This is a genomic window from Sphingomonas arabinosi (assembly GCF_036663715.1).
Lineage (GTDB): Bacteria > Pseudomonadota > Alphaproteobacteria > Sphingomonadales > Sphingomonadaceae > Sphingomonas.
Window position 1 is genome coordinate 240,816 of the sequence record NZ_JAXOJN010000004.1, and the last position, 18,801, is coordinate 259,616.

An 18,801-nucleotide genomic window follows, 5' to 3' on the forward strand; every position below is an offset into this window, starting at 1 on the left:
TAGCTTGGGTGGCTCCGCAAGCGTCGACATCGCGGGATATGCGGTAGATCAGTTACCCGGCCGATAGGTTCGTTCGACGTGGCCCGTCAGTTCGTCGGGATGAAAATAGACCGGCCGCAATCGTCCTTCGGCATAGCGCGATACCTGGTCGGCGAAATGCGGCGATCGGACGTCGCCGCTCTGTCCGCCGGCCATGACCGCCATCGCCTTCACACGCGCGCCGAACTCGACCACCGCGACGAAGCTGTTGCCGCTGGTCCCGTAATAGCGTTTCGTCCCCGGCCACGGCTTCGCGCCGAACGATGCGAGGCTGCCCCATTGTGCCGAGGTGAACGGCACTGGGGTCGAGGCGCGGGCATCGTCGAAATGCGGCGCGATCGAATCGTCCAGTCGCTGGAAGCGGTTGATGTCCTTCCACGGCGTCCGCCAGTCGCCGAAATCCTGCTTGAGCCGGGCGACCGCGGTGGTCAGCGCGGCGAGCTTCGCGTCCGCGCCGACTCGCGTGGTGATATAATCGGGGACGTTCAGCCGCTCGGCCTGCGCGAAACTGCCGACCTCGCGCCACAACTGATCGCCCCAGAAGACCGCGAGGCTGGTCGCGGTGGAATCATAGGCCCAGCGATGGTCCCAGCCCTTGAGCAGCGCGATCGGGGCCGCGAGCGCGGGGCGACGCGGATCGCCGGCGGGAAGCGCCTCCCACGCCGCGACCAGTCCGGGCAGCAGTCGCGCAAAGGCAGGCAAATAGGGATCGAACGCGGCTGCCCTCAGCGTGTCGGGGGTCCAGCCGGTCTTGCCCGTCAGCAACAGGTCGGCATGGACGCCGCGCGCATTGCCGCCGACCTGGTCCATGTAGCGCGGATAGTCGGCTGCCTTGGGGCTGTCGGGACCTGCCGCGCTCCACGGCCAGTCGTTGGTGTTGTGCGCCCATCCCACGCGAGGATTGAGCACGCTCGGCAGGCTGGGGAGCGTGTGCAGGCCTCGCCAGTCCGTCGCGGGATCGCTGCCGTCGACCGGGCGGGTATAGTCGAACCGGTCGTCGCGGACCGGCATGAACTGCGGCATCAGGAACGCGATCTCGCCCTTGCTGTCGGCGAACAGCGTGTCGTTCGACGAATTCGCCTTCAGCGCCGCGACCTTCATGTATTCCGCGAGATCGGTCGCCTTGGTCCGCAGATAGCTTTGTTCGAGCGCCGGCACCGGACGCCACATCAGCGCGGTGGCGATCCATTTGCCGGCCTTGGTGGCGACGATCGGGCCGTGATGCGTGCGATAGGTCGTGAAGCTACGCTCGGCCATCGTCCCGTCGGGCTGGCGGACGCGGAGCAGGACGGTGTTCGCGACGACCGGGCGGCTGGTCTTGCCGTAGCGATAGGTATAACCGCCTGCCTGCCGCGTGATCCGCTCGGCGAACTCATCGACATTATCGACCGTTGCCGAGGTGTGCATCCACCCGGCCTTTGGATTGAAGCCTTGGTAGACGAAGAACTGGCCCCAGGTGCTTGCGCCATACGCGTTCAGCCCTTCGTCGCTGGTCATCTGCGCCTCGGACCGGAAATAGAAGCTGGTGTGCGGATTGATGAGCAACAGCGCGTGGCCATTCGCGGTCAGCCGCGGTGCAATGGCGATGCCGTTGGAGCCCGACGGTTCGCGCGGGATCATGCCCAGTTCTTCCGGCGTCGGTGGCGTCGGTCGGCCATAGAAGGTCTTGAGGTCGCTGAGCGAGATCCGCTCGATATCGCCGCCGATGCTGCCCTCGGTGAAGCTGAGCGCCATCCACGGTTCGAACCTGGTCAGCACGCGGGGCTTCGTCTGCGGGTGCGTCGCGAGATAATAGTTCAGCCCGTCCGCCCAGGCCTGCATCAAAGTGCGCAACCAGACCGGGCTCGCGGCATAGTCCGCCTTCAGCGTGGGTGGATCGACGAACAGCCGCTGGCGAAGGTCCGCCCAGACCGCGTCCTCACCCACGTCAGCGCCGGCCGCTTCGGCGGTCCGGCCGAGCGCGGTCAGGTAATTCGCCTCGATCCGCGCGAAATCGTCTTCCGCCTGCGCATAGATCATCCCGAACACCGCATCGGCATCCGACCGGCCCTTGATATGCGGAATGCCCCAGTCGTCGCGGGTGATCGTCACGCGCTCGGCCTGCGCCTGCCATCGCTGCATGTCGGTGGGCGCAGTACCGGGTGCTGCAGAGGAGGGGGGGGCCAGCAGCAAAGCCGACAGGATCAACGGATGACGCGCGTGTCGAAAGATTGCCATGCGGCGAGCGTAAGGCGGCCGCATGGGAAATGCCATGCGTACTGGTGGTAGTGATAAAGGTGGATCTGAGAGCTGAGGCTGTGTCGCCTCGCGCTGGACCGCTGTTTTCCTGAGAAAACTGGAGCGGGCGAAGGGATTCGAACCCTCGACCCCAACCTTGGCAAGGTTGTGCTCTACCCCTGAGCTACGCCCGCTCTGGCGCCTATGTCTCCGGTCGAAAGCGACACGGTGACTGGGTGAGGCGCGCTGTTAGCCCGGTGTTTCCGGGACGGCAAGCGCCTTTTCGACTTTCGCGTGAAATTCACCGCAAACGAGATTCCGCTTGGCGACTCCGGCACTAGAACATTACAAGAACAATTGTGAACGAGTCGCTTGCCTTGATAGCCCGCCTGAAGCGGATTGCTACGACGGGGATGCCTACACAGGGTGATGGCCGTGCGCACGATGCGTGGCTGACGCAGGGGATGGCGAAGGCGCAACTCCACGAGGTTTTCGCGACGATCGACGATTCGGCGAGTGGCGCGGGGTTCGCGGTCGCTTCGGTGCTGGCGGCAAAGGCGGCGCCGGTAATGTGGCTGCGGACCGAGGCGAGCGAGCGACAGGGCGGGCGGCTGCATGCGACCGGGCTGGTCGAGATGGGGCTCGACGTATCGTCGCTGGTGCTGGGCCTGGTCGACGACGAGGCAAGCCTGTTGCGCGCGGCTGCCGATGCCGCGCGGTGCCATGGGCTCGGCACGTTGCTGATCGAATCCTGGGGACGCGCGCCGGGGATCGACCTGACCGCGACACGGCGGCTGATGCTGGCTGCCGAAGCATCGGGCGTGACTATTCTAAGCCTGCGCATCGGGGCCGAACCGGTGCCGAGTGCGGCCGCGTCGCGCTGGCGGGTGGCGGCATGTTCCTCCCGCCCCCTGGAAGCCGACGCACCTGGCAAACCTGCCTTCGACATCGAATTGCTGCGTCGACGCGGAGGCCAGGCCGGGCTTCGCTGGCGCGTGGAGTGGGACCGTGACGCGTACATCTTCGACCAAACCGCCTTCGCCTCTGGTGATTCCGCGGCGTTACCTGGCGCTGGTATTCCCGTGGCTGCCGATCGAGCGGCTGCGGACGATGCGGCCGCATCTGTTCGTCGGACGGGCTGAGACGCCGATCGCGTTCGTCGAGACGGTCTCGGGTGGAGTGCGGCTGAAGGCGCTCGACCGTGAGGCGGTGCGGGCAGGCCTCCAGCCGGGGCTGACGCTGGCCGATGCGCGGGCGCGTGTTCCCGAACTCGAGGTGTACGAGCATGACGCGCATGCCGATCACGAATGGCTCGAGCGGCTCGCGGATGGATGCCAGCGGTACACGCCCTCGGTTGCGCTCGACGAACCCGATGGGTTGATCCTCGATATCGCCGGGTGCGTGCACGAGTTCGAGGGCGAGCGCCGTCTCGCCGCCGATCTGGAGGAGCGCCTCGCGCGGCGCGGACTGCTGGTGCGCCACGCGTTCGGCGACACGCCCGACACCGCGCGCGCGTTGGCCCGGTTCGCAGGGGCGCCGGCACCGGATGAAAAGCGTGCGGTGAAGCGCCTGCCTGTCGCTGCACTGGGCCTGGACGAGGATGCGACGACGGCCTTATCGCGTGCCGGTCTGAAGACGGTCGGCGACGTGATGGCACGACCGCTCGCGACCATTGCGGCGCGGTTCGGCGAGGAGGCGGCGATGATGATCCGCCGGCTCGACGGATCGGTGAAGGGACCGATCGTCGCGCGGCGGACGGTGGCGAAGATCGGTGTCGAGCGTCGTTTTGCCGAACCGATCGCGCGGACCGAATATGCGCTGGAGATGCTGGCCGAACTTGCCACCGAGGCTGCGGTCCAGCTTGCCGACCGTCATGAAGGCGGCCGGCGGTGGGAGGCGCGGCTGTTTCGTGCGGACGGCCTGGTCCAGCGGTTGCGGATCGAGACCGGCCAGCCGACGCGCGACGTGGCGCTGTTGATGCGGCTGTTCCGCGAGCGGATCGACAGCCTCGCCGATCCGCTCGATCCGGGGTTCGGCTATGATCTGGTCCGACTCGACGTCGCTTTGGCCGAGAAACTCGATGCGTCGCAACTGAAGCTGGAGGGCGGCGAGGCGCAGAAGGGGGAGGTCGCGCAACTTGTCGACCAGCTCGGCACGCGGCTGGGCCGGGCGCGCGTGCGCCGGTTTTCGGCGCGCGACAGTCATATTCCCGAACAGGCCGAGCTGATGCTGCCCGCTGCCGAGACGCCTTCGCCGACGCCGTGGACCGCGCCGGAAACGGGGGAGCCGCCGCTCCGCCCGATCTACCTGTTCGACCCACCGCAACCGATCGAATCGATGATGGCCGAAGTCCCCGACGGCCCGCCGCACCGCTTCCGCTGGCGCCGCACCGTGCACGACGTCGCGCACAGTGAAGGTCCGGAGCGGATCGCGGGCGAATGGTGGCGGCGCCAGGATATCCCGACGCGCGATTACTACCGCATCGAAGACCGCCGCGGCCGTCGCTTCTGGATCTTCCGCCACGGCCTGTATTCCGAGATGGAGGCGCCGCGCTGGTATCTCCACGGCGTCTTCGCATGACCACGCAAGCGTCATGACCGGGTTCGCCGAACTGGTCGCGGCGACAAATTTCTCGTTTCTCGACGGGGCCAGCCATCCGAGCGACATTGTTGGTCGCGCAATCGAATTAAAACTGGCCGGTATCGGTATCGCCGATCGCAACACGGTTGCCGGCGTGGTCCGCGCTTATGATGCACTGGAACGCGCAAAACGGGGGCAGCTCGGCGCGATGCTGCCGCCGTTCGATTTCAAGCTGGTGGTCGGCGCGCGGCTCGTCTTCGCCGACGGTACGCCGGACATCGTTGCCTATCCCGCGACGCGCGCCGGATGGGGGCGACTGACGCGGCTGCTGACGCTGGGTAACCGGCGCGCCGAGAAAGGCGGCTGCATCCTCGGCTTCGACGATCTGCTTGCGCATCTCGGCGATATGTTGCTGATCGTCATGCCGGATTGCACCGCTCGCCCGGTGGTCGCGCACAAGGATTTCGTGCTTCCCACGCGCAACGATGCCAGTCTCGAAGCCACACTTGTCGCGCTCCGTCCGCTGGCGCGGCGATCGGTGTGGCTTGGGGTTACGATGCCGCATGGCGGTCGCGATCGGCGACGCCAAACCCGGCTTGCCCGGATCGCCGTCAAGGCACACGTGCCGATCCTGGCGACCAACGACGTGCGTTATGCGGTCGCCGATGATCGCTCGCTTCACGATATCGTCACCTGCATCCGGGAGGGCACGACGATCCAGCGAGCCGGCAAACGGCTCGGTGCCAATGGCGAACGCCATTTGAAGGATGCGGACGAGATCGCACACCTTTACCGCGACCGGCCGCACGCGATCGCCGAGACGGCAAAGCTGCTCGCGCGGATCGATTTCACGCTCGACGAACTCAAATACGAATATCCGCATGAGCCGGTTCCCACAGGCTGGGACCCGCAGGACTGGCTGGAGCATCTCTCATGGCAATCCGCGATCGACCATTATGACGGCTATGTGCCGGACAAGCTGGTTGCGTCGCTGCGCGAGGAGTTCGCGCTGATCCGGCAGCAGAACTATGCCTATTATTTCCTCACGGTACACGACGTCGTCCGGTTCGCGCGCAGCGTCGATCCGCCGATACTGTGCCAGGGACGTGGTTCGGCTGCCAATTCGGTGGTGTGCTACGTGCTCGGCGTCACGTCGGTGGATCCGATGAAGCACGATCTGCTTTTCTCGCGCTTCGTTTCCGCCGAACGTAGCGAACCGCCGGATATCGACGTCGATTTTGAGCATGAGCGGCGCGAAGAGGTGATGCAGTATATCTACGGGCGCTACGGTCGGGAGCGCGCGGCGATCGCCGCGACGGTCATCCACTTCCGCTCGCGCAGCACCGTGCGCGAGGTCGGCAAGGCGTTGGGCTTTACCGAAGACGTCACGCAACGCCTGACCAGCACCGTATGGGGCAGCTTTTCGAACCGTTTCCCGGAACGTCGCTTTGCCGAAACGGGGTTCGATGTGGCCAATCCCGAAATCGCCCGGTTGCGGGACATGGTCGAACGGCTGCTCGAATTTCCACGTCATTTGTCGCAGCATGTCGGCGGCTTCGTGCTGACACAGGGGCGGCTAGACGAGATCGTGCCGATCCATAACGGCGCGATGGAGGATCGTACGTTCATCGAATGGGACAAGGACGACATCGACTGCCTTGGCCTGATGAAGGTCGACATTCTCGCGCTTGGCATGCTGACCTGCATCCGCAAGAGCTTTGATCTGATGCGGGAGCACGGACTCGGCGACCATGAGCTGAAGACGATTGCCAACGACGAGAATTCGAAGGTCTATGACATGCTGTGCGATGGCGACAGCATTGGCGTGTTCCAGGTCGAGAGCCGCGCCCAGATCAACATGCTACCCCGTCTGCGACCGCGGAAATTGTACGATCTGGTGGTCCAGGTCGCGATCGTTCGACCCGGGCCGATCGAAGGCGACATGGTGCATCCGTATCTTCGACGGCGGGCGAAGAAGGAGGTGGTGGTCTATCCCTCGCCATCGCCCGAGCATGGCCGAAGCGACGAACTCGAAGTGCTGCTTGGCGAGACATACGGCGTGCCGTTGTTTCAGGAACAGGCGATGAAGCTGGCGATCGTCGCGGCGAAGTTCACCCCTGACGAGGCCAATGAACTCCGCAAGTCGATGGCGACGTTTCGCAAGGTCGGGGGAATGAATAATTTCCAGGCCAAGCTGATCGGCGGAATGGTCGCGCGCGGATATGAGGCGGAGTTCGCGGAGCGCTGTTTCAAGCAGATCGAGGGGTTCGGATCCTATGGTTTCCCGGAGAGCCATGCGCTGTCGTTCGCGCGGCTGGTATATGTCTCGTCGTGGATCAAATGCTTTCATCCGGCGGTGTTCTGCTGCGCGTTGCTGAATTCGCAGCCGATGGGATTTTATGCGCCGGCGCAACTCGTGCGCGATGCGGTGGAGCATGGGGTCACGGTGCTGCCGGTCGATGTGAATGCGAGCGGTTGGGATAACTCGCTCGAGGACTCGGGCGCGGATTTGCGGCTAGGGTTTCGGCAGGTGGACGGGTTTCGGAAGGACTGGGCGGAGGCGATCGTCGCGGCGCGGGCGGGCGCGCCGTTCGCCGGGATCGAGGACGTCGTGCGGCGGGCGAACCTGCCACAGCGGGCGATGAACCTGCTGGCCGATGCGGATGCGTTTCGATCGGTCGCGAAGGAGCGGCGCGAGGCGTTGTGGGACGTGCGTCGGACGCCGCCCAAGCAGCTCGCGCTGTTCGCCGCCGCCGAAGTACCCGAACTCGGTCAGGAACCCGACGCGGATTTGCCGGCGATGCCGCTCTCCGAACAGGTGGCGGCGGATTACCAGACGACGCGACTGTCGTTGAAGGGGCATCCGATGGCGTTCCTTCGCACGCGTTTTGCAGCCGAGGGAATCCTGTCGAGCGCGCAGGCCAATGCTACCAAGGACGGGCGGCGCGCGAAGGTCGCGGGCGTGGTGCTGGTGCGCCAGAGGCCGGGCAAGGGCAATGCGATCTTCGTGACGATCGAGGACGAGACCGGGATCACCAACGGGCTGATGTGGGCGCGTGATTTCGAGGCGAACCGCCGCGCGGTGATGGCGTCGCGGCTGATGGTGCTGGAGGGCGTGATCCAGCGTAGCGAGGAAGGCGTGACGCACCTGATGACGTCGCGGGTGCAGGACCGCACCGACATGCTGCGGCTGTTGTCGGAGGATCATGCGCTGGAGCCGCCGCTCGCGCGGGTCGACGAGGTGATCCGACCGGTGCTGACGCGGAGTCCGGATGCCCGGGCGCATCATCCGCGCGCGACGCATCCTCGGGACGTGCGCGTGCTGCCCAAGTCGCGCGACTTTCATTGACCTCCGTCATCGCGACGAACGCGGGGCCTTCTGCGACAGTCTTGTTCTCCTGCGAACGCAGGAGCCCAGGGTTTCGAATGCCGTACGCGGTCGTTCGGCTTGGCCCTGGATTCCTGCGTGCGCAGGAAAACGGCGCCTGGGTCCCTGCCTCTGGATCCCGCGTCGGGCTTGGGATGACGCGCGGCAGGAGGTTAGGCTCGGTTTGTCGTGCGTACCGATCCATCCTAAAGGTGGCATTAATCGCGAGCGCCCCCAAATACCGCGCTAGAACCACACGGGAGTTGAACTTGGCCACGCTTGGAATGTCCCCCGCGGAGAAGGATGCCGTCGAGGCGTTCCGTCGCGATGTCGTCGAACCGTCGATGACGAAGCTCGTGATCATCGATTTCTGGGCGGAATGGTGCGGGCCGTGCAAGGCGCTGACGCCGACGCTGGAAAAGGTAGCCGCGGATTACGCCGACAAGGGCGTCGTGCTGGCGAAGGTCGACACCGACAAGAACCAGTTCATCGCCGCGCAATTCCAGATCAAGTCGATCCCGACCGTCTACGCGATGTTCCAGGGCCAGCTGGTCGCCGACATGACCAGCGCGCGCACCGAATCGCAGTTGCGCGTGATCCTCGACCAGTTGCTCAAGCAGCTGCCGATCGAAGCCGGCGCGACGGACGCGGCGCCCGATGTCGAGCCGCTGATCGCGGTGGGCGAAGAGGCGCTGGCCGAGGGTGACGGCGAGCGCGCGCTTGGGATCTTCCGCGAGATCGCCGAGATCGCGCCCGAGCATCCGCAGGTCCATGCCGGCTTCGTCCGCGCGCTGGTCGCGACCGGGCAGCTCGACGAGGCGACCGATTGGCTCGCGAACCTCGACCCGGCGATCGCCAAGGACCCGGCGATCCACCGCGCGCAGGCAGCGCTCGCACTCGCGCAGTCGGCACCGCCGGTTGAGGATCTGTCGCCGCTGGTCGCCGCGGTCGAGGCGAACCCCGACGACCTGCAGGCCCGGTTCGCGCTCGCCAACGGCCAGATGGCGGCGAACGACCGCGATGCCGCCGCGGACACGTTTCTCGGCATCATCGCCACCGAGCGCGACTGGAACGAGGGCGCGGCGCGGACGCAGTTGCTGAAATTGTTCGAGGTCGTCGGGCTCGAGGACCCGTGGGTGTCTGGACAGCGCCGTCGTCTGTCTGCGATCCTGTTCGGATGACCACCGAGTCCGCCCCTCCGCGCGCTACTACGCGTTTGTCTATCTTCCCGTTGCCGGGGGCGCTGCTGTTCCCCGGCATGCACCTGCCGCTGCACATGTTCGAGCCGCGCTATCGGGCGATGATCAGCGATGCGATGGCGCGCGACCGGCGGATCGGCATGATCCAGCCGCGGGGCGGACCGCATGACGACGCGGATGCGCTGTACGACATCGGCTGCGTCGGGAAGATCGCCGAGGTCGAGGCGCTCGATGACGGGCGGTACAATGTCGTACTGGAGGGCATCGCGCTGTTCCGGATCGTCCGCGAACTCGATGTGACGACCGCGTTCCGGCAGGTCGAGGCGGAGTTGCTGCCGTTGATCGAGGAAGACTCTCTGTCGCTCGGGCGGCGGTCTTCACTGGAACTGGAATCGCGTCGGTTCGCGGACATGCAGGGCTATGCGGTCGACTGGGATGCGGTCGGACGGCTCGACGACGAGAGCCTGGTTAACGGCATCGCCCAGATCGCACCGTTCGATGCGGCGGCGAAGCAGGCGTTGCTGGAAGCGCCGAACATCGAGCAGCGCGCCGAGCTGATCATCCAGCTGATGCAGTTCTTCGGGCGGCACGACGGCGACGAATCGGTGACGTTGCAGTGAAGTCGCCCAGCAAGGGTCACGCGCACGGTGCCGTGATGATGATCGGCATGTTCTTCGCCAATCTGTTCGATCCGAAGAAGATCACCGCGATCGAACACGTCGCGACGCAGCGGCGGATCGGCAGCGAGTCCGGTCGCATTGCGCAGGCCGCTGCCGCGCCTCCGTCCCACCGGGAAAGAGTTTGACGATGAAGCCCCTGGACCCGTGGTTGCTCGAACGCCTCGTCTGCCCCGCGACGCGCACGCCGCTTCGCTATGACGAGGCCGCGCAGGAACTGATTTCGGACGCCGCCGGGCTCGCTTACCCGATCCGCGACGGCGTGCCCGTGATGCTGGTCGAAGAGGCACGCCGGATCGACGCGACCGCTGCCTGATCGTCCGGCTTCAGCGGCCCGTCCGCGTCGCTCCGGCCTCTCGAACGGCGGCGATCGTCGGGTAGCCGTTCACCGCCATCAACAGGTCGGCTTCGGCGAGGATGCATTTCAGCACATGGGCGGCGCCGTTCGCGCCGTCTAGTGCCAAGCCGTACGTGTAGGGCCGGCCGACCCCGACCGCGGTGGCGCCGAGCGCGAGCGCCTTGACGACGTCGCTGCCCGACCGGATGCCGGAATCGAATAGCACCGGCACTGTCCCGCTCGCCTCGACCACCGCAGGCAGCATGTCGATCGCGGCGACCCCGCCATTCGCCTGGCGCCCGCCATGGTTCGAGCAGTAGATCGCGTCCGCACCCAGATCGATCGCGTGCCGCGCGTCGTCGGGATGACAGATCCCCTTAAGGACGATCGGCAGCGACGTCATCGATCGCAGCCACGGCATGTCGTCCCATGTCAGGACCTTGCCGAACGTCCCGGCCCATTGCCGCACTGCCGCCGACAGATCCTCGCGGGGTGGTTTGGCGAGCATCGCGCGGAAGACCGGATCGCTGAAGTAGTTCTCCAGCACATGGCCGCGCAGTTGCGGGAAGTTCGCGACGTTCAGGTCGCGCGGACGCCAACCCGTCACCCAGGTGTCGAGCGTGACGACGATCGCCTTGTAACCCGCCGCTTCGGCACGGTGGACGAGGCTTTCGGCAAGCGGCTTGTCCTTGGGCGTGTAGAGCTGGAAGAAGCCGGGCGTGTCGCCCATCGCCGCGGCGACGTCTTCGAGTGCGTCGTTCGACAGCGTCGACTGGATCAGCGGGACGCCGGTGAGCGCGGCGGCCCGCGCGGCGGCGAGATCGCCGTGCCCGTCCTGCGTGCAAAGGCCGTTGATCCCGACCGGGCTCATGAAGATCGGACTGGGCAGCGTCATCCCGACCAGGTCGATCGACAGGTCGCGACGCGTCGCATCGACCATCATGCGTGGCGTCATGCCCCAATGCCGGAACGCGTCGGCATTCTGACGTTGCGTGAACTCGTCGCCGCATCCGCCCTGCAGATAGCCGAGCACCGACGGTGGCAAGGCCGCCGCGGCGCGAGCCTCGAGCGACGCGAAATCGACCGGCACCTTCGGGACGACGCCGGCGAGCCCGGCGAAGTAAATCTCGTTCTGGTAATCGCCGTAATGCGGCATGCATTGCCCTCCGAACGTCTTCGCGGTCAGTCCCGATAGCCCGGATTGACGCGGTCGAGCTTGCGCAACAGTGCGGGCCAGGCGAGTCCGTCGGCGAGCATGCGCATCCCGGTCGCGCTCGATTGTCCCTCGACCTTCTCGGCGACACCCTGGTTCGGGTTGTTCAGATTCTCGCGACCGGCGCTGAGCATCAGGACCTGCGCTTCGCAGGCACGCTCGAGAAAATACATCCGCAGGAACGCCTGGGGTACCGATTCACCGACCGTCAACGTGCCGTGGTTGCGCAGGATCATCGCGTTCTTCGTGCCGAGATCCTGAACCAGCCGCTCGCGTTCCTCCAGCTCCGTCGCGATACCTTCGAAGTCGTGATAGGCGACGTCGTGCCCGGCGATCATCGCCGTCTGCGTATGGGGAAGCAGCCCTTCGGCCATCGCCGACACCGCCTGGCCGTGGGGGGTGTGGAGATGCAGCACCGCGACCGCATCGTGGCGCGCGGCGTGGACCGCCGAGTGGATCACGAAGCCCGCGCGGTTGACCGGGGCAGGGGTGTCCATGACCTTGTTGCCGTCGACGTCGATCTTGACCAGCGACGACGCGGTGATCTCCTCGAACATGTGCGTGTACGGGTTGATCAGGAAATGATGCTCGGGGCCGGGGACGCGCGCCGAAAGATGCGTGAAGATCAGGTCGTCCCAGCCGTATAGCGCGACCAGCCGGTACGCGGCGGCGAGATCGACGCGCAGCGCCCATTCCTCGGCCGATACCTGGTCCTCGATCGCCGTCGTTGCCGCGGTCGCCATCGCAGCCGGTTCCATCGCCTTCAGTGCCGTTGCCATCATCCGCCTCCTTATGTTTTGCCCCTTGTACGACCGTCATTCGGCAAACTTTGTCTCGATGGTGACATTCCCAAAATTTCACCTAGCTTCGGGTGATGCATGATGCGGATCACGCGATACTGGCAACCGACACGTGGTTCGCCGCGATACCGGCGGGCCGTCGCGAACGCGTGTTGCAGGAGGCGCGGGTCGCGGTGCTGGAGAATGGCGCGCGAATCTATGGTTCGGGCGATCCGCCGAACGGGTTGTGGGCGGTTCTGGACGGGCAGGTCCGGCTGAAAGGGCTGTCCGCCAATGGTGTGGAACTGCTCGCCCTGATCGTGCGGCCGGGGACGTGGTTCGGGGAATTGTCCACGTTCGACGGTCATCCAAGACCGCATGACGCGACGGCGTTCGGCGCGGCGCGACTGGTGCATGTGTCGGTAGCGGCGTTCGCGCGGGCGGCAGCGGCGGACCCGGAACTCTACCGCGATCTCGGCCTGCTCGTGTGTGCGCATCAACGCACGGCATTGCGGTTCATCGCGCAGAGTGTGGGACAATCGATCCGGGTACGGCTGGCGCAGGCGCTGATGCGAGCAACGCAGGCGGGGGATGGCCGGATCACGATCCGTCAGGAGGAGCTTGCCGGCGTGGTCGGCATCGCGCGCCAGACGCTCAACCGGCATCTGAAGCGGTTCGAGCGCGATGGCTTGGTCGCGGTCGCCTATGCGCAGGTGCGTATCCTCGACCTGCCGGGGCTGCGCGGCGTCATCACCGAATAGGGCATCGCCAAGCCTGTCCGCGGAGCGCTACACTCGCGGCCATGACCATTAGAATCGGTATTGGCGGCTGGACCTACGAGCCGTGGCGCGGGACCTTCTATCCGGAGAAATGGCCGCAGAAGCGCGAGCTCGACTATGCCGCCGAGCACGTCACCGCGATCGAGATCAACGGCACCTATTACGGCAGCCAGAAGCCGGCGACGTTCGCGTCCTGGGCGAAGGCGGTGCCCGACGGGTTCGTCTTTTCGCTCAAGGCGTCACGCTATTGCACCAACCGGAAGGTGCTGGCGGAGGCGGGCGAGTCGATCGCGAAGTTCACCGGGCAGGGGATCGTCGAGCTCGGCGACCGGCTCGGACCGATCCTGTGGCAGTTCATGGCAACGAAGAAGTTCGACGCGGACGATTTCGGCGCGTTCCTGAAGCTGTTGCCGGCCAAGCAGGACGGCCTCGCGCTGCGGCATGCGATCCAGGTCCGGCATGAGAGTTTCGCGGTGCCGGAATTCGTCGCGATGTGCCGCGATGCTGGCGTCGCGATCGTCTTCGCGCAGTCGGCGGAATATCCGGCGATCGCCGACGTGACCGGCGACTTCGTCTATGCGCGACTTGAGGACGCCGAAGAGCGCTACGTCGCGGGTTACGCACCGACCGCGCTGGACGAATGGGCGGACAAAGCGAAGATCTGGGCGGCCGGCGGACGCCCCGAGGGCTTGCCCTATGTCGAGGATGCCACGCCGGCGAAGAAGAAGCGGGAGACGTTCGTGTTCTTCATCAACGGCGCCAAGGTTCGCGCTCCACATGCGGCGATGGCGTTGATCGAGAGGGTGGAGGGGTAAGTACGCCGAGCTATCCGAACGCCCCTGCGGACGGCTCACTCGGGTCCGTCATGCGCTGTTCGGACAAAGCCTATCGCGAATCTCGACACGGCCATGGGCTAGTTTGCAGCAGGTTAGACCGCCTTGGACGACCCAAGGGCGTAGGCCGGAATTTGCGGTTCAGACGCCCGCCGGGTCCGGGGCGGTGTCTATCACGGGCGGTGCCGTTTCGGGCGTCGGGATCACCACCGGCGCGGGCTGGGGTTGTCCTGCCTGTCCGATCAACGCGGTGTTCTCGATCACGTCCAGTGCCTGGCGGGCGACGACATAGCGCCGTGCCGCATCCATCCAATTGCCGGCTTGGGCTGCACCGGGCAGGCGGGCGACTTCGGCCCGTGCCGCCTCGACCTGCCCCGCGCCCAGGAGGCGTCGCGCGCGCGCCAGGCGGTCGGCCGGCATTGGCGAGGGCGTTCCCGCTTTGCGCAGCACGATCAACGAATCGATCTGATGCTGGATCGTGTCGAGCCAGTTCTCACCCGTCGAACTCGTGATATCGGGAGCAATCGCGTCGAGCCCTTGGCGAAGGTCCTCCAACGTCACCGGTTGGCGCGCGGACTGGATCAGCAGCATGGTCGCGCGCGGCTGGGCCTGGCCGAACCGCAAGCGCAATTGCTCTTCCAGATAGCCGAGCCCGACCCCGCGATCGAGCGCCCGCCGCGAGGCGAAGGCCACCAGCAGGCCTTCCGCGCGCGTGGCTTGCCCGCTGGCCGCGGCCGCATCGGTGGTGATCGCCGCGGTGCGCGCCTCGAGTGCGGTCAACTGGCCCGCCAACGTCGCTTCACGCGTTGCCAGCACCGCGGTGTCGACCGGCGCAGCCGCCTGGGGCTGGCCATCCGGACCTAGCGGCTGCGAGGGGATATACCCGGTGTTGCTCGCGCCGACTTTCTGCCCTGCGACGGGTGTGCCTGTGGTGGCCGACCGCGTCGCATCGAACCAGGGCAGCTTTCTGGCGGCATAGGCCATCAGCGCCAGCCCGGCGATGAACGCAAGCGCGGTCAGGGCGATGATGACGCCCATTCTGGGTCCGCGTGCCCGTGGGCGATCGGTCGGCACATGGTCGCTCATGGCGTGCTTATCCCCGCCATGCACCGGATGGTCAATCGCGCGTATGTTCGCACGCGCAGCAGCGAGCGCGACGAGCGCGGGGTCGCTCGGTTGCGTGGCGATCGAGACGGTGGCCCAGCCGGTTCCGGCGGCGTCTCCGACCGTCGCGCTGATCGCCGCGATCTCGATTCCGGTCCGGTCGACGCCAGTCCCGTCGAGCACTTCCCTCAGCCGGACAGCAGCGCGTTCCGAGTGCAGCAGGACGACGGTATCGGCGAACGATCGCGCGGTGTCGGCGTCGATCGGTACGGCATCGCTGGCGTAGACGGTAATGGCCTCGACCCCGTCGTCGGTCGGGGCACGATCGCGTCCGGCAAGGTGGAGCAGGCGCGCAAAGCCGCGGTCGCGCGCTTCCGAAACGGCGTCGCGGGCATCGCCCGACCCGGTAACCGCGACCGCGAAGCCCGCCTCGCTCGCTGCCGCGGCAGTCGCAGCGCCGACGGCGACCACCGGCAGGCGCTTCAACACGTCCAGTCCTGCGCCACCATGCCGCACCGCGTTCGCGCTGGTCAGCAATAGCCCGTCGAACCCCGCCGGATCGGGTATGCTCCAGTCGACCGGCGTTACGGCGAACAGCGGAACCTGCCGTACGTCGAGCCCGAGCGTCCGCAGCGCCGCCGCGGTTCGGGCATTGCTGGGCTCCGGCCGCACGACGATGACGGCGTGGGGGGGCGTCATGCCGCGAACAGCCGACGGACGCTGGCCGGCGCGCGCGTGAGAAGGTCGATCGCCAGCATCGTGCCGAGGTCTTCGCCCGCGCCGCCCTCGATCGATCCGGCGACGTCGCACGTCCCATCCTCCGCGATCAGCTCGGCGCGCAACGTCAGCGTCTCGCCTGCCAGCGACGCGAGAGCCGCGACCGGCGAGTGGCAATCCGCGCCGAGCCGCGCCAGCAACGCGCGCTCGGTCAGGACGCACAGGCTGGTGTCGTCATGGTCGATCGCCGCGACGGTCGCGTGCGCGGCACTGCCGTCGAGGACCTCGATCCCGACCGCGCCCTGCGCCGGTGCAGGCAGCATGATGTCGGTCGGGATCGCATGGCCGTCGTCGCGCCCGAGGCGATCGAGCCCAGCGGCGGCGAGCAGCGTGGCGTCCATCTCGCCGCTCGCCACCCGGCCGAGCCGCGTATCGACGTTGCCGCGGATCAGGACGATCTCCAGGTCGGGCCTCAGCCTGAGCATCTGCGCGCGGCGTCGCGGCGAACTCGTGCCGACGACGGCTCCGGGTCGCAGGTCGGCGAACGTCTCCGCACCGATCAGCCGATCACGGACGTCGGCGCGCGGCAGCATCGCGGCGATCTTCAGCGTGTGTGGCCGGATGGTCTCGACGTCCTTCATCGAATGCACCGCGCAGTCGATGTCGCCGTCGTGCAGCGCGCGATCGAGTTCCCTGGTCCACAGCGCCTTGCCGCCGATCTCGGCGAGCGCGCGATCCTGCACGCGGTCGCCGGTGGTGCGGATCACGACCGTCTCGACCTGGTCGGGCGACCAGCCATGCGCCGCGCACAGGGCATCGCGGACCAGGCCCGCCTGGGTGAGCGCCAGCGGCGAACCGCGCGTACCGAGCCGAAAAAATGTCATCCTGCGTGCCATGCAGAAAGGGGCCCCCTTCGACAAGCTTCACGCGGGCCTATACAGACGCGCGATGATCATTCTCGGCATCGAATCCTCCTGCGACGAAACTGCCGCCGCGCTCGTCACCGGCGACCGTCAGGTCCTGGCGCATCGGCTGCTGGGGCAGGAAGCGGCGCACGCGCCGTTCGGCGGCGTAGTCCCCGAGATCGCCGCGCGCGCACATGTCGAGGCACTGGAGCCGCTGATCGTCGCGGCCCTGGCCGACGCGAAGCTGACGCTGGCCGATGTTGATGCGATCGCCGCGACTGCGGGGCCGGGGCTGATCGGTGGGGTGATGGTCGGGCTGGTCACCGGCAAGGCGCTCGCACACGCCGCGGGCAAGCCGTTGATCGCGGTGAATCATCTCGAGGGCCACGCTTTGTCGCCGCGCTTGTCGGATCCGGACCTGGAGTTTCCGTATCTGCTGTTGTTGGTATCGGGTGGGCATTGCCAGTTGCTGTTGGTCGAGGGTGTTGGTGCGTATCGGCGCCTCGCTACGACGATCGACGATGCCGCGGGCGAGGCGTTCGACAAGACCGCCAAGCTCTTGGGCCTGAGCTTCCCCGGCGGTCCCGCGGTCGAACGGGCGGCGGCGCTCGGCGACCCTAAAGCTGTCCCCCTGCCGCGCCCGCTCAAAGGCTCGGCCGAACCGCATTTCTCGTTCGCCGGACTGAAGAGTGCGGTCGCGCGCGTCGTCGGCCAGTATTCGCCCGAGGATCTTGCCGCCTCTTTCCAGGCGGCAGTGGTGGACTGCCTGATCGACCGCACCACCAAGGCGCTGCGGACCTCGCACGGTGCCACCGCGCTCGTCGTCGCCGGCGGAGTCGCGGCCAATAGCGCGGTCCGTACAGCGTTGCAGGGGCTCGCGAGCGCGCACGGTCTCCGCTTCGTCGCGCCGCCTTTGTGGCTGTGCACCGACAACGCCGCGATGATCGGCTGGGCGGGTGCCGAGCGATTTGCCGCGGGCCTTACCGATCCGCTCGACGTCGCCGCCCGCCCGCGCTGGCCGCTCGATCCGAATGCGGAAGCGGTTCGCGGTGCGGGGGTTAAGGCATGAAGATCGGCGTCATCGGCGGCGGCGCGTGGGGCACTGCGCTCGCACAGGTCGCCGCGCATGGCGGCCGCGACGTCATCCTGTGGGCGCGCGAAACCGATGTCGTCGACTCGATCAACGCGTCTCACGAGAATAGCCTGTTCCTCGCGGGCGTAACGCTGTCGCCGACGATCCGCGCAACCGACGACCTCGCCGCGCTGGCGGATATGGATGCGATCCTCGTCGTCGCACCCGCCCAGCACGTCGGCAGCGTGCTCGCCGCCGCCCCGATCGGCCGCATACCGCTCGTGCTCTGCGCGAAGGGGATCGAGGCGGGGAGCAAGCGGCTCGTCGGCGAGGTCGCTCGCGCGGTGCATCCAGGTGCGCCGATCGCAGTGCTCTCGGGACCGACCTTCGCGCACGAAGTTGCCGCTGGACTGCCGACCGCGGTGACGCTTGCCTGCGAGGATGCGGAGCTCGGCGAGCGGCTCGCGACACGGCTCGCGGCGCGCCATTTTCGGACCTACGCTTCGACCGACGTCGCGGGTGCGGAGATCGGTGGCGCGGTGAAGAACGTCCTCGCGATCGGTTGCGGAGTCGTTGAGGGGGCCGGGCTGGGCCAGAACGCCCGCGCCGCCTTGATCGCGCGCGGGTTCGCCGAAATGACGCGGTTCGGCCTCGCACGTGGTGCGCGGGCGGAGACGCTGGCGGGGCTTTCGGGGCTGGGCGATCTCGTGCTCACCTGCTCCTCGACCAGTTCGCGCAACTTCTCGCTGGGTGTTGGCCTGGGGCGCGGCGATTCGGCGGCGGCGTTGCTGGCGGATCGCCGGACCGTCGCGGAAGGGGCCTTCACCGCGCCCGTGCTCCGCGAAGCCGCCCGCGACGCACGCGTCGACATGCCGATCACCGAAGCGGTCTGCCGCCTGCTGGAGGGCGCGCCGGTGAGCGACGTGATCGGCGACCTGCTCGCCCGGCCGTTGAAGGGCGAGGCGGGCTGATCGCGCGTAACC

16 protein-coding genes and 1 tRNA gene are annotated in these 18,801 nt (G+C 67.0%); 11 read left to right on the top strand and 6 right to left on the bottom strand.

What is annotated here, in order from left to right; all coding sequences use genetic code 11:
- Positions 1-48 precede the first annotated feature (48 nt).
- Positions 49-2,256 (bottom strand): penicillin acylase family protein, encoded by a 2,208-nt coding sequence (locus tag U1708_RS09475; protein WP_332745006.1) that lies wholly within the window; start codon positions 2,254-2,256, stop codon positions 49-51.
- A gap of 119 nt (positions 2,257-2,375) precedes the next feature.
- Positions 2,376-2,450: transfer RNA gene (locus tag U1708_RS09480), tRNA-Gly, on the bottom strand.
- Positions 2,451-2,669: 219 nt separating this feature from the next.
- Between U1708_RS09480 and U1708_RS09485 the strand changes: the two genes are divergently transcribed.
- The 7 genes from U1708_RS09485 (at position 2,670) to U1708_RS09515 (ending at position 10,395) form a co-directional block, all read left to right on the top strand.
- Positions 2,670-3,398: a hypothetical protein gene (locus tag U1708_RS09485; RefSeq protein ID WP_332745008.1), complete on the top strand. Its 729-nt coding sequence runs from the start codon at positions 2,670-2,672 to the stop codon at positions 3,396-3,398.
- Positions 3,367-4,836 carry a Y-family DNA polymerase gene (locus U1708_RS09490; protein ID WP_332745160.1) on the top strand — a complete coding sequence of 490 codons (1,470 nt, stop codon included), beginning with the start codon at positions 3,367-3,369 and terminating at the stop codon, positions 4,834-4,836. Before U1708_RS09485 ends, U1708_RS09490 begins: the two co-directional genes overlap by 32 nt.
- Positions 4,837-4,849: 13 nt before the next feature.
- The gene (locus tag U1708_RS09495) at positions 4,850-8,185 is read left to right on the top strand and encodes an error-prone DNA polymerase (protein ID WP_332745010.1); all 3,336 of its coding nucleotides are present in this window, start codon (positions 4,850-4,852) and stop codon (positions 8,183-8,185) included.
- 302 nt (positions 8,186-8,487) lie between these two features.
- Positions 8,488-9,384, top strand: a complete 897-nt coding sequence (locus U1708_RS09500; protein WP_332745163.1) for a tetratricopeptide repeat protein — start codon at positions 8,488-8,490, stop codon at positions 9,382-9,384.
- Complete coding sequence (locus tag U1708_RS09505; protein WP_332745012.1) at positions 9,381-10,022, top strand: LON peptidase substrate-binding domain-containing protein; 642 nt, start codon at positions 9,381-9,383, stop codon at positions 10,020-10,022. Before U1708_RS09500 ends, U1708_RS09505 begins: the two co-directional genes overlap by 4 nt.
- Complete coding sequence (locus U1708_RS09510; protein WP_332745014.1) at positions 10,019-10,207, top strand: hypothetical protein; 189 nt, start codon at positions 10,019-10,021, stop codon at positions 10,205-10,207. The genes U1708_RS09505 and U1708_RS09510 overlap by 4 nt, the downstream gene beginning before the upstream one ends.
- Positions 10,208-10,209: 2 nt before the next feature.
- Positions 10,210-10,395: a Trm112 family protein gene (locus U1708_RS09515; protein ID WP_332745016.1), complete on the top strand. Its 186-nt coding sequence runs from the start codon at positions 10,210-10,212 to the stop codon at positions 10,393-10,395.
- Positions 10,396-10,405: 10 nt separating this feature from the next.
- Here the strand turns inward: U1708_RS09515 and U1708_RS09520 are convergent, their stop codons facing one another.
- Both U1708_RS09520 and U1708_RS09525 read right to left on the bottom strand, forming a co-directional pair.
- The gene (locus U1708_RS09520; RefSeq protein ID WP_332745018.1) at positions 10,406-11,572 is read right to left on the bottom strand and encodes an alpha-hydroxy-acid oxidizing protein; all 1,167 of its coding nucleotides are present in this window, start codon (positions 11,570-11,572) and stop codon (positions 10,406-10,408) included.
- Between the two features lie 26 nt (positions 11,573-11,598).
- Positions 11,599-12,372: a class II aldolase/adducin family protein gene (locus U1708_RS09525; protein WP_332745165.1), complete on the bottom strand. Its 774-nt coding sequence runs from the start codon at positions 12,370-12,372 to the stop codon at positions 11,599-11,601.
- Positions 12,373-12,503: 131 nt separating this feature from the next.
- Between U1708_RS09525 and U1708_RS09530 the strand changes: the two genes are divergently transcribed.
- Positions 12,504-13,169 carry a Crp/Fnr family transcriptional regulator gene (locus tag U1708_RS09530; protein ID WP_332745020.1) on the top strand — a complete coding sequence of 222 codons (666 nt, stop codon included), beginning with the start codon at positions 12,504-12,506 and terminating at the stop codon, positions 13,167-13,169.
- Positions 13,170-13,210: 41 nt separating this feature from the next.
- Positions 13,211-14,002 (top strand): DUF72 domain-containing protein, encoded by a 792-nt coding sequence (locus U1708_RS09535; RefSeq protein ID WP_332745022.1) that lies wholly within the window; start codon positions 13,211-13,213, stop codon positions 14,000-14,002.
- Positions 14,003-14,161: 159 nt separating this feature from the next.
- Here the strand turns inward: U1708_RS09535 and U1708_RS09540 are convergent, their stop codons facing one another.
- The gene (locus U1708_RS09540) at positions 14,162-15,823 is read right to left on the bottom strand and encodes a uroporphyrinogen-III synthase (protein WP_332745024.1); all 1,662 of its coding nucleotides are present in this window, start codon (positions 15,821-15,823) and stop codon (positions 14,162-14,164) included.
- Positions 15,820-16,725, bottom strand: a complete 906-nt coding sequence (hemC, locus tag U1708_RS09545; RefSeq protein WP_332745026.1) for a hydroxymethylbilane synthase — start codon at positions 16,723-16,725, stop codon at positions 15,820-15,822. Before hemC ends, U1708_RS09540 begins: the two co-directional genes overlap by 4 nt.
- Positions 16,726-16,789: 64 nt before the next feature.
- Here hemC and tsaD point away from each other — a divergent pair, with 64 nt between their 5' ends.
- The gene (gene tsaD / locus U1708_RS09550) at positions 16,790-17,815 is read left to right on the top strand and encodes a tRNA (adenosine(37)-N6)-threonylcarbamoyltransferase complex transferase subunit TsaD (RefSeq protein ID WP_332745028.1); all 1,026 of its coding nucleotides are present in this window, start codon (positions 16,790-16,792) and stop codon (positions 17,813-17,815) included.
- Positions 17,812-18,789 carry an NAD(P)H-dependent glycerol-3-phosphate dehydrogenase gene (locus U1708_RS09555; protein ID WP_332745030.1) on the top strand — a complete coding sequence of 326 codons (978 nt, stop codon included), beginning with the start codon at positions 17,812-17,814 and terminating at the stop codon, positions 18,787-18,789. Before tsaD ends, U1708_RS09555 begins: the two co-directional genes overlap by 4 nt.
- The last annotated feature ends 12 nt before the right edge of the window (positions 18,790-18,801 follow it).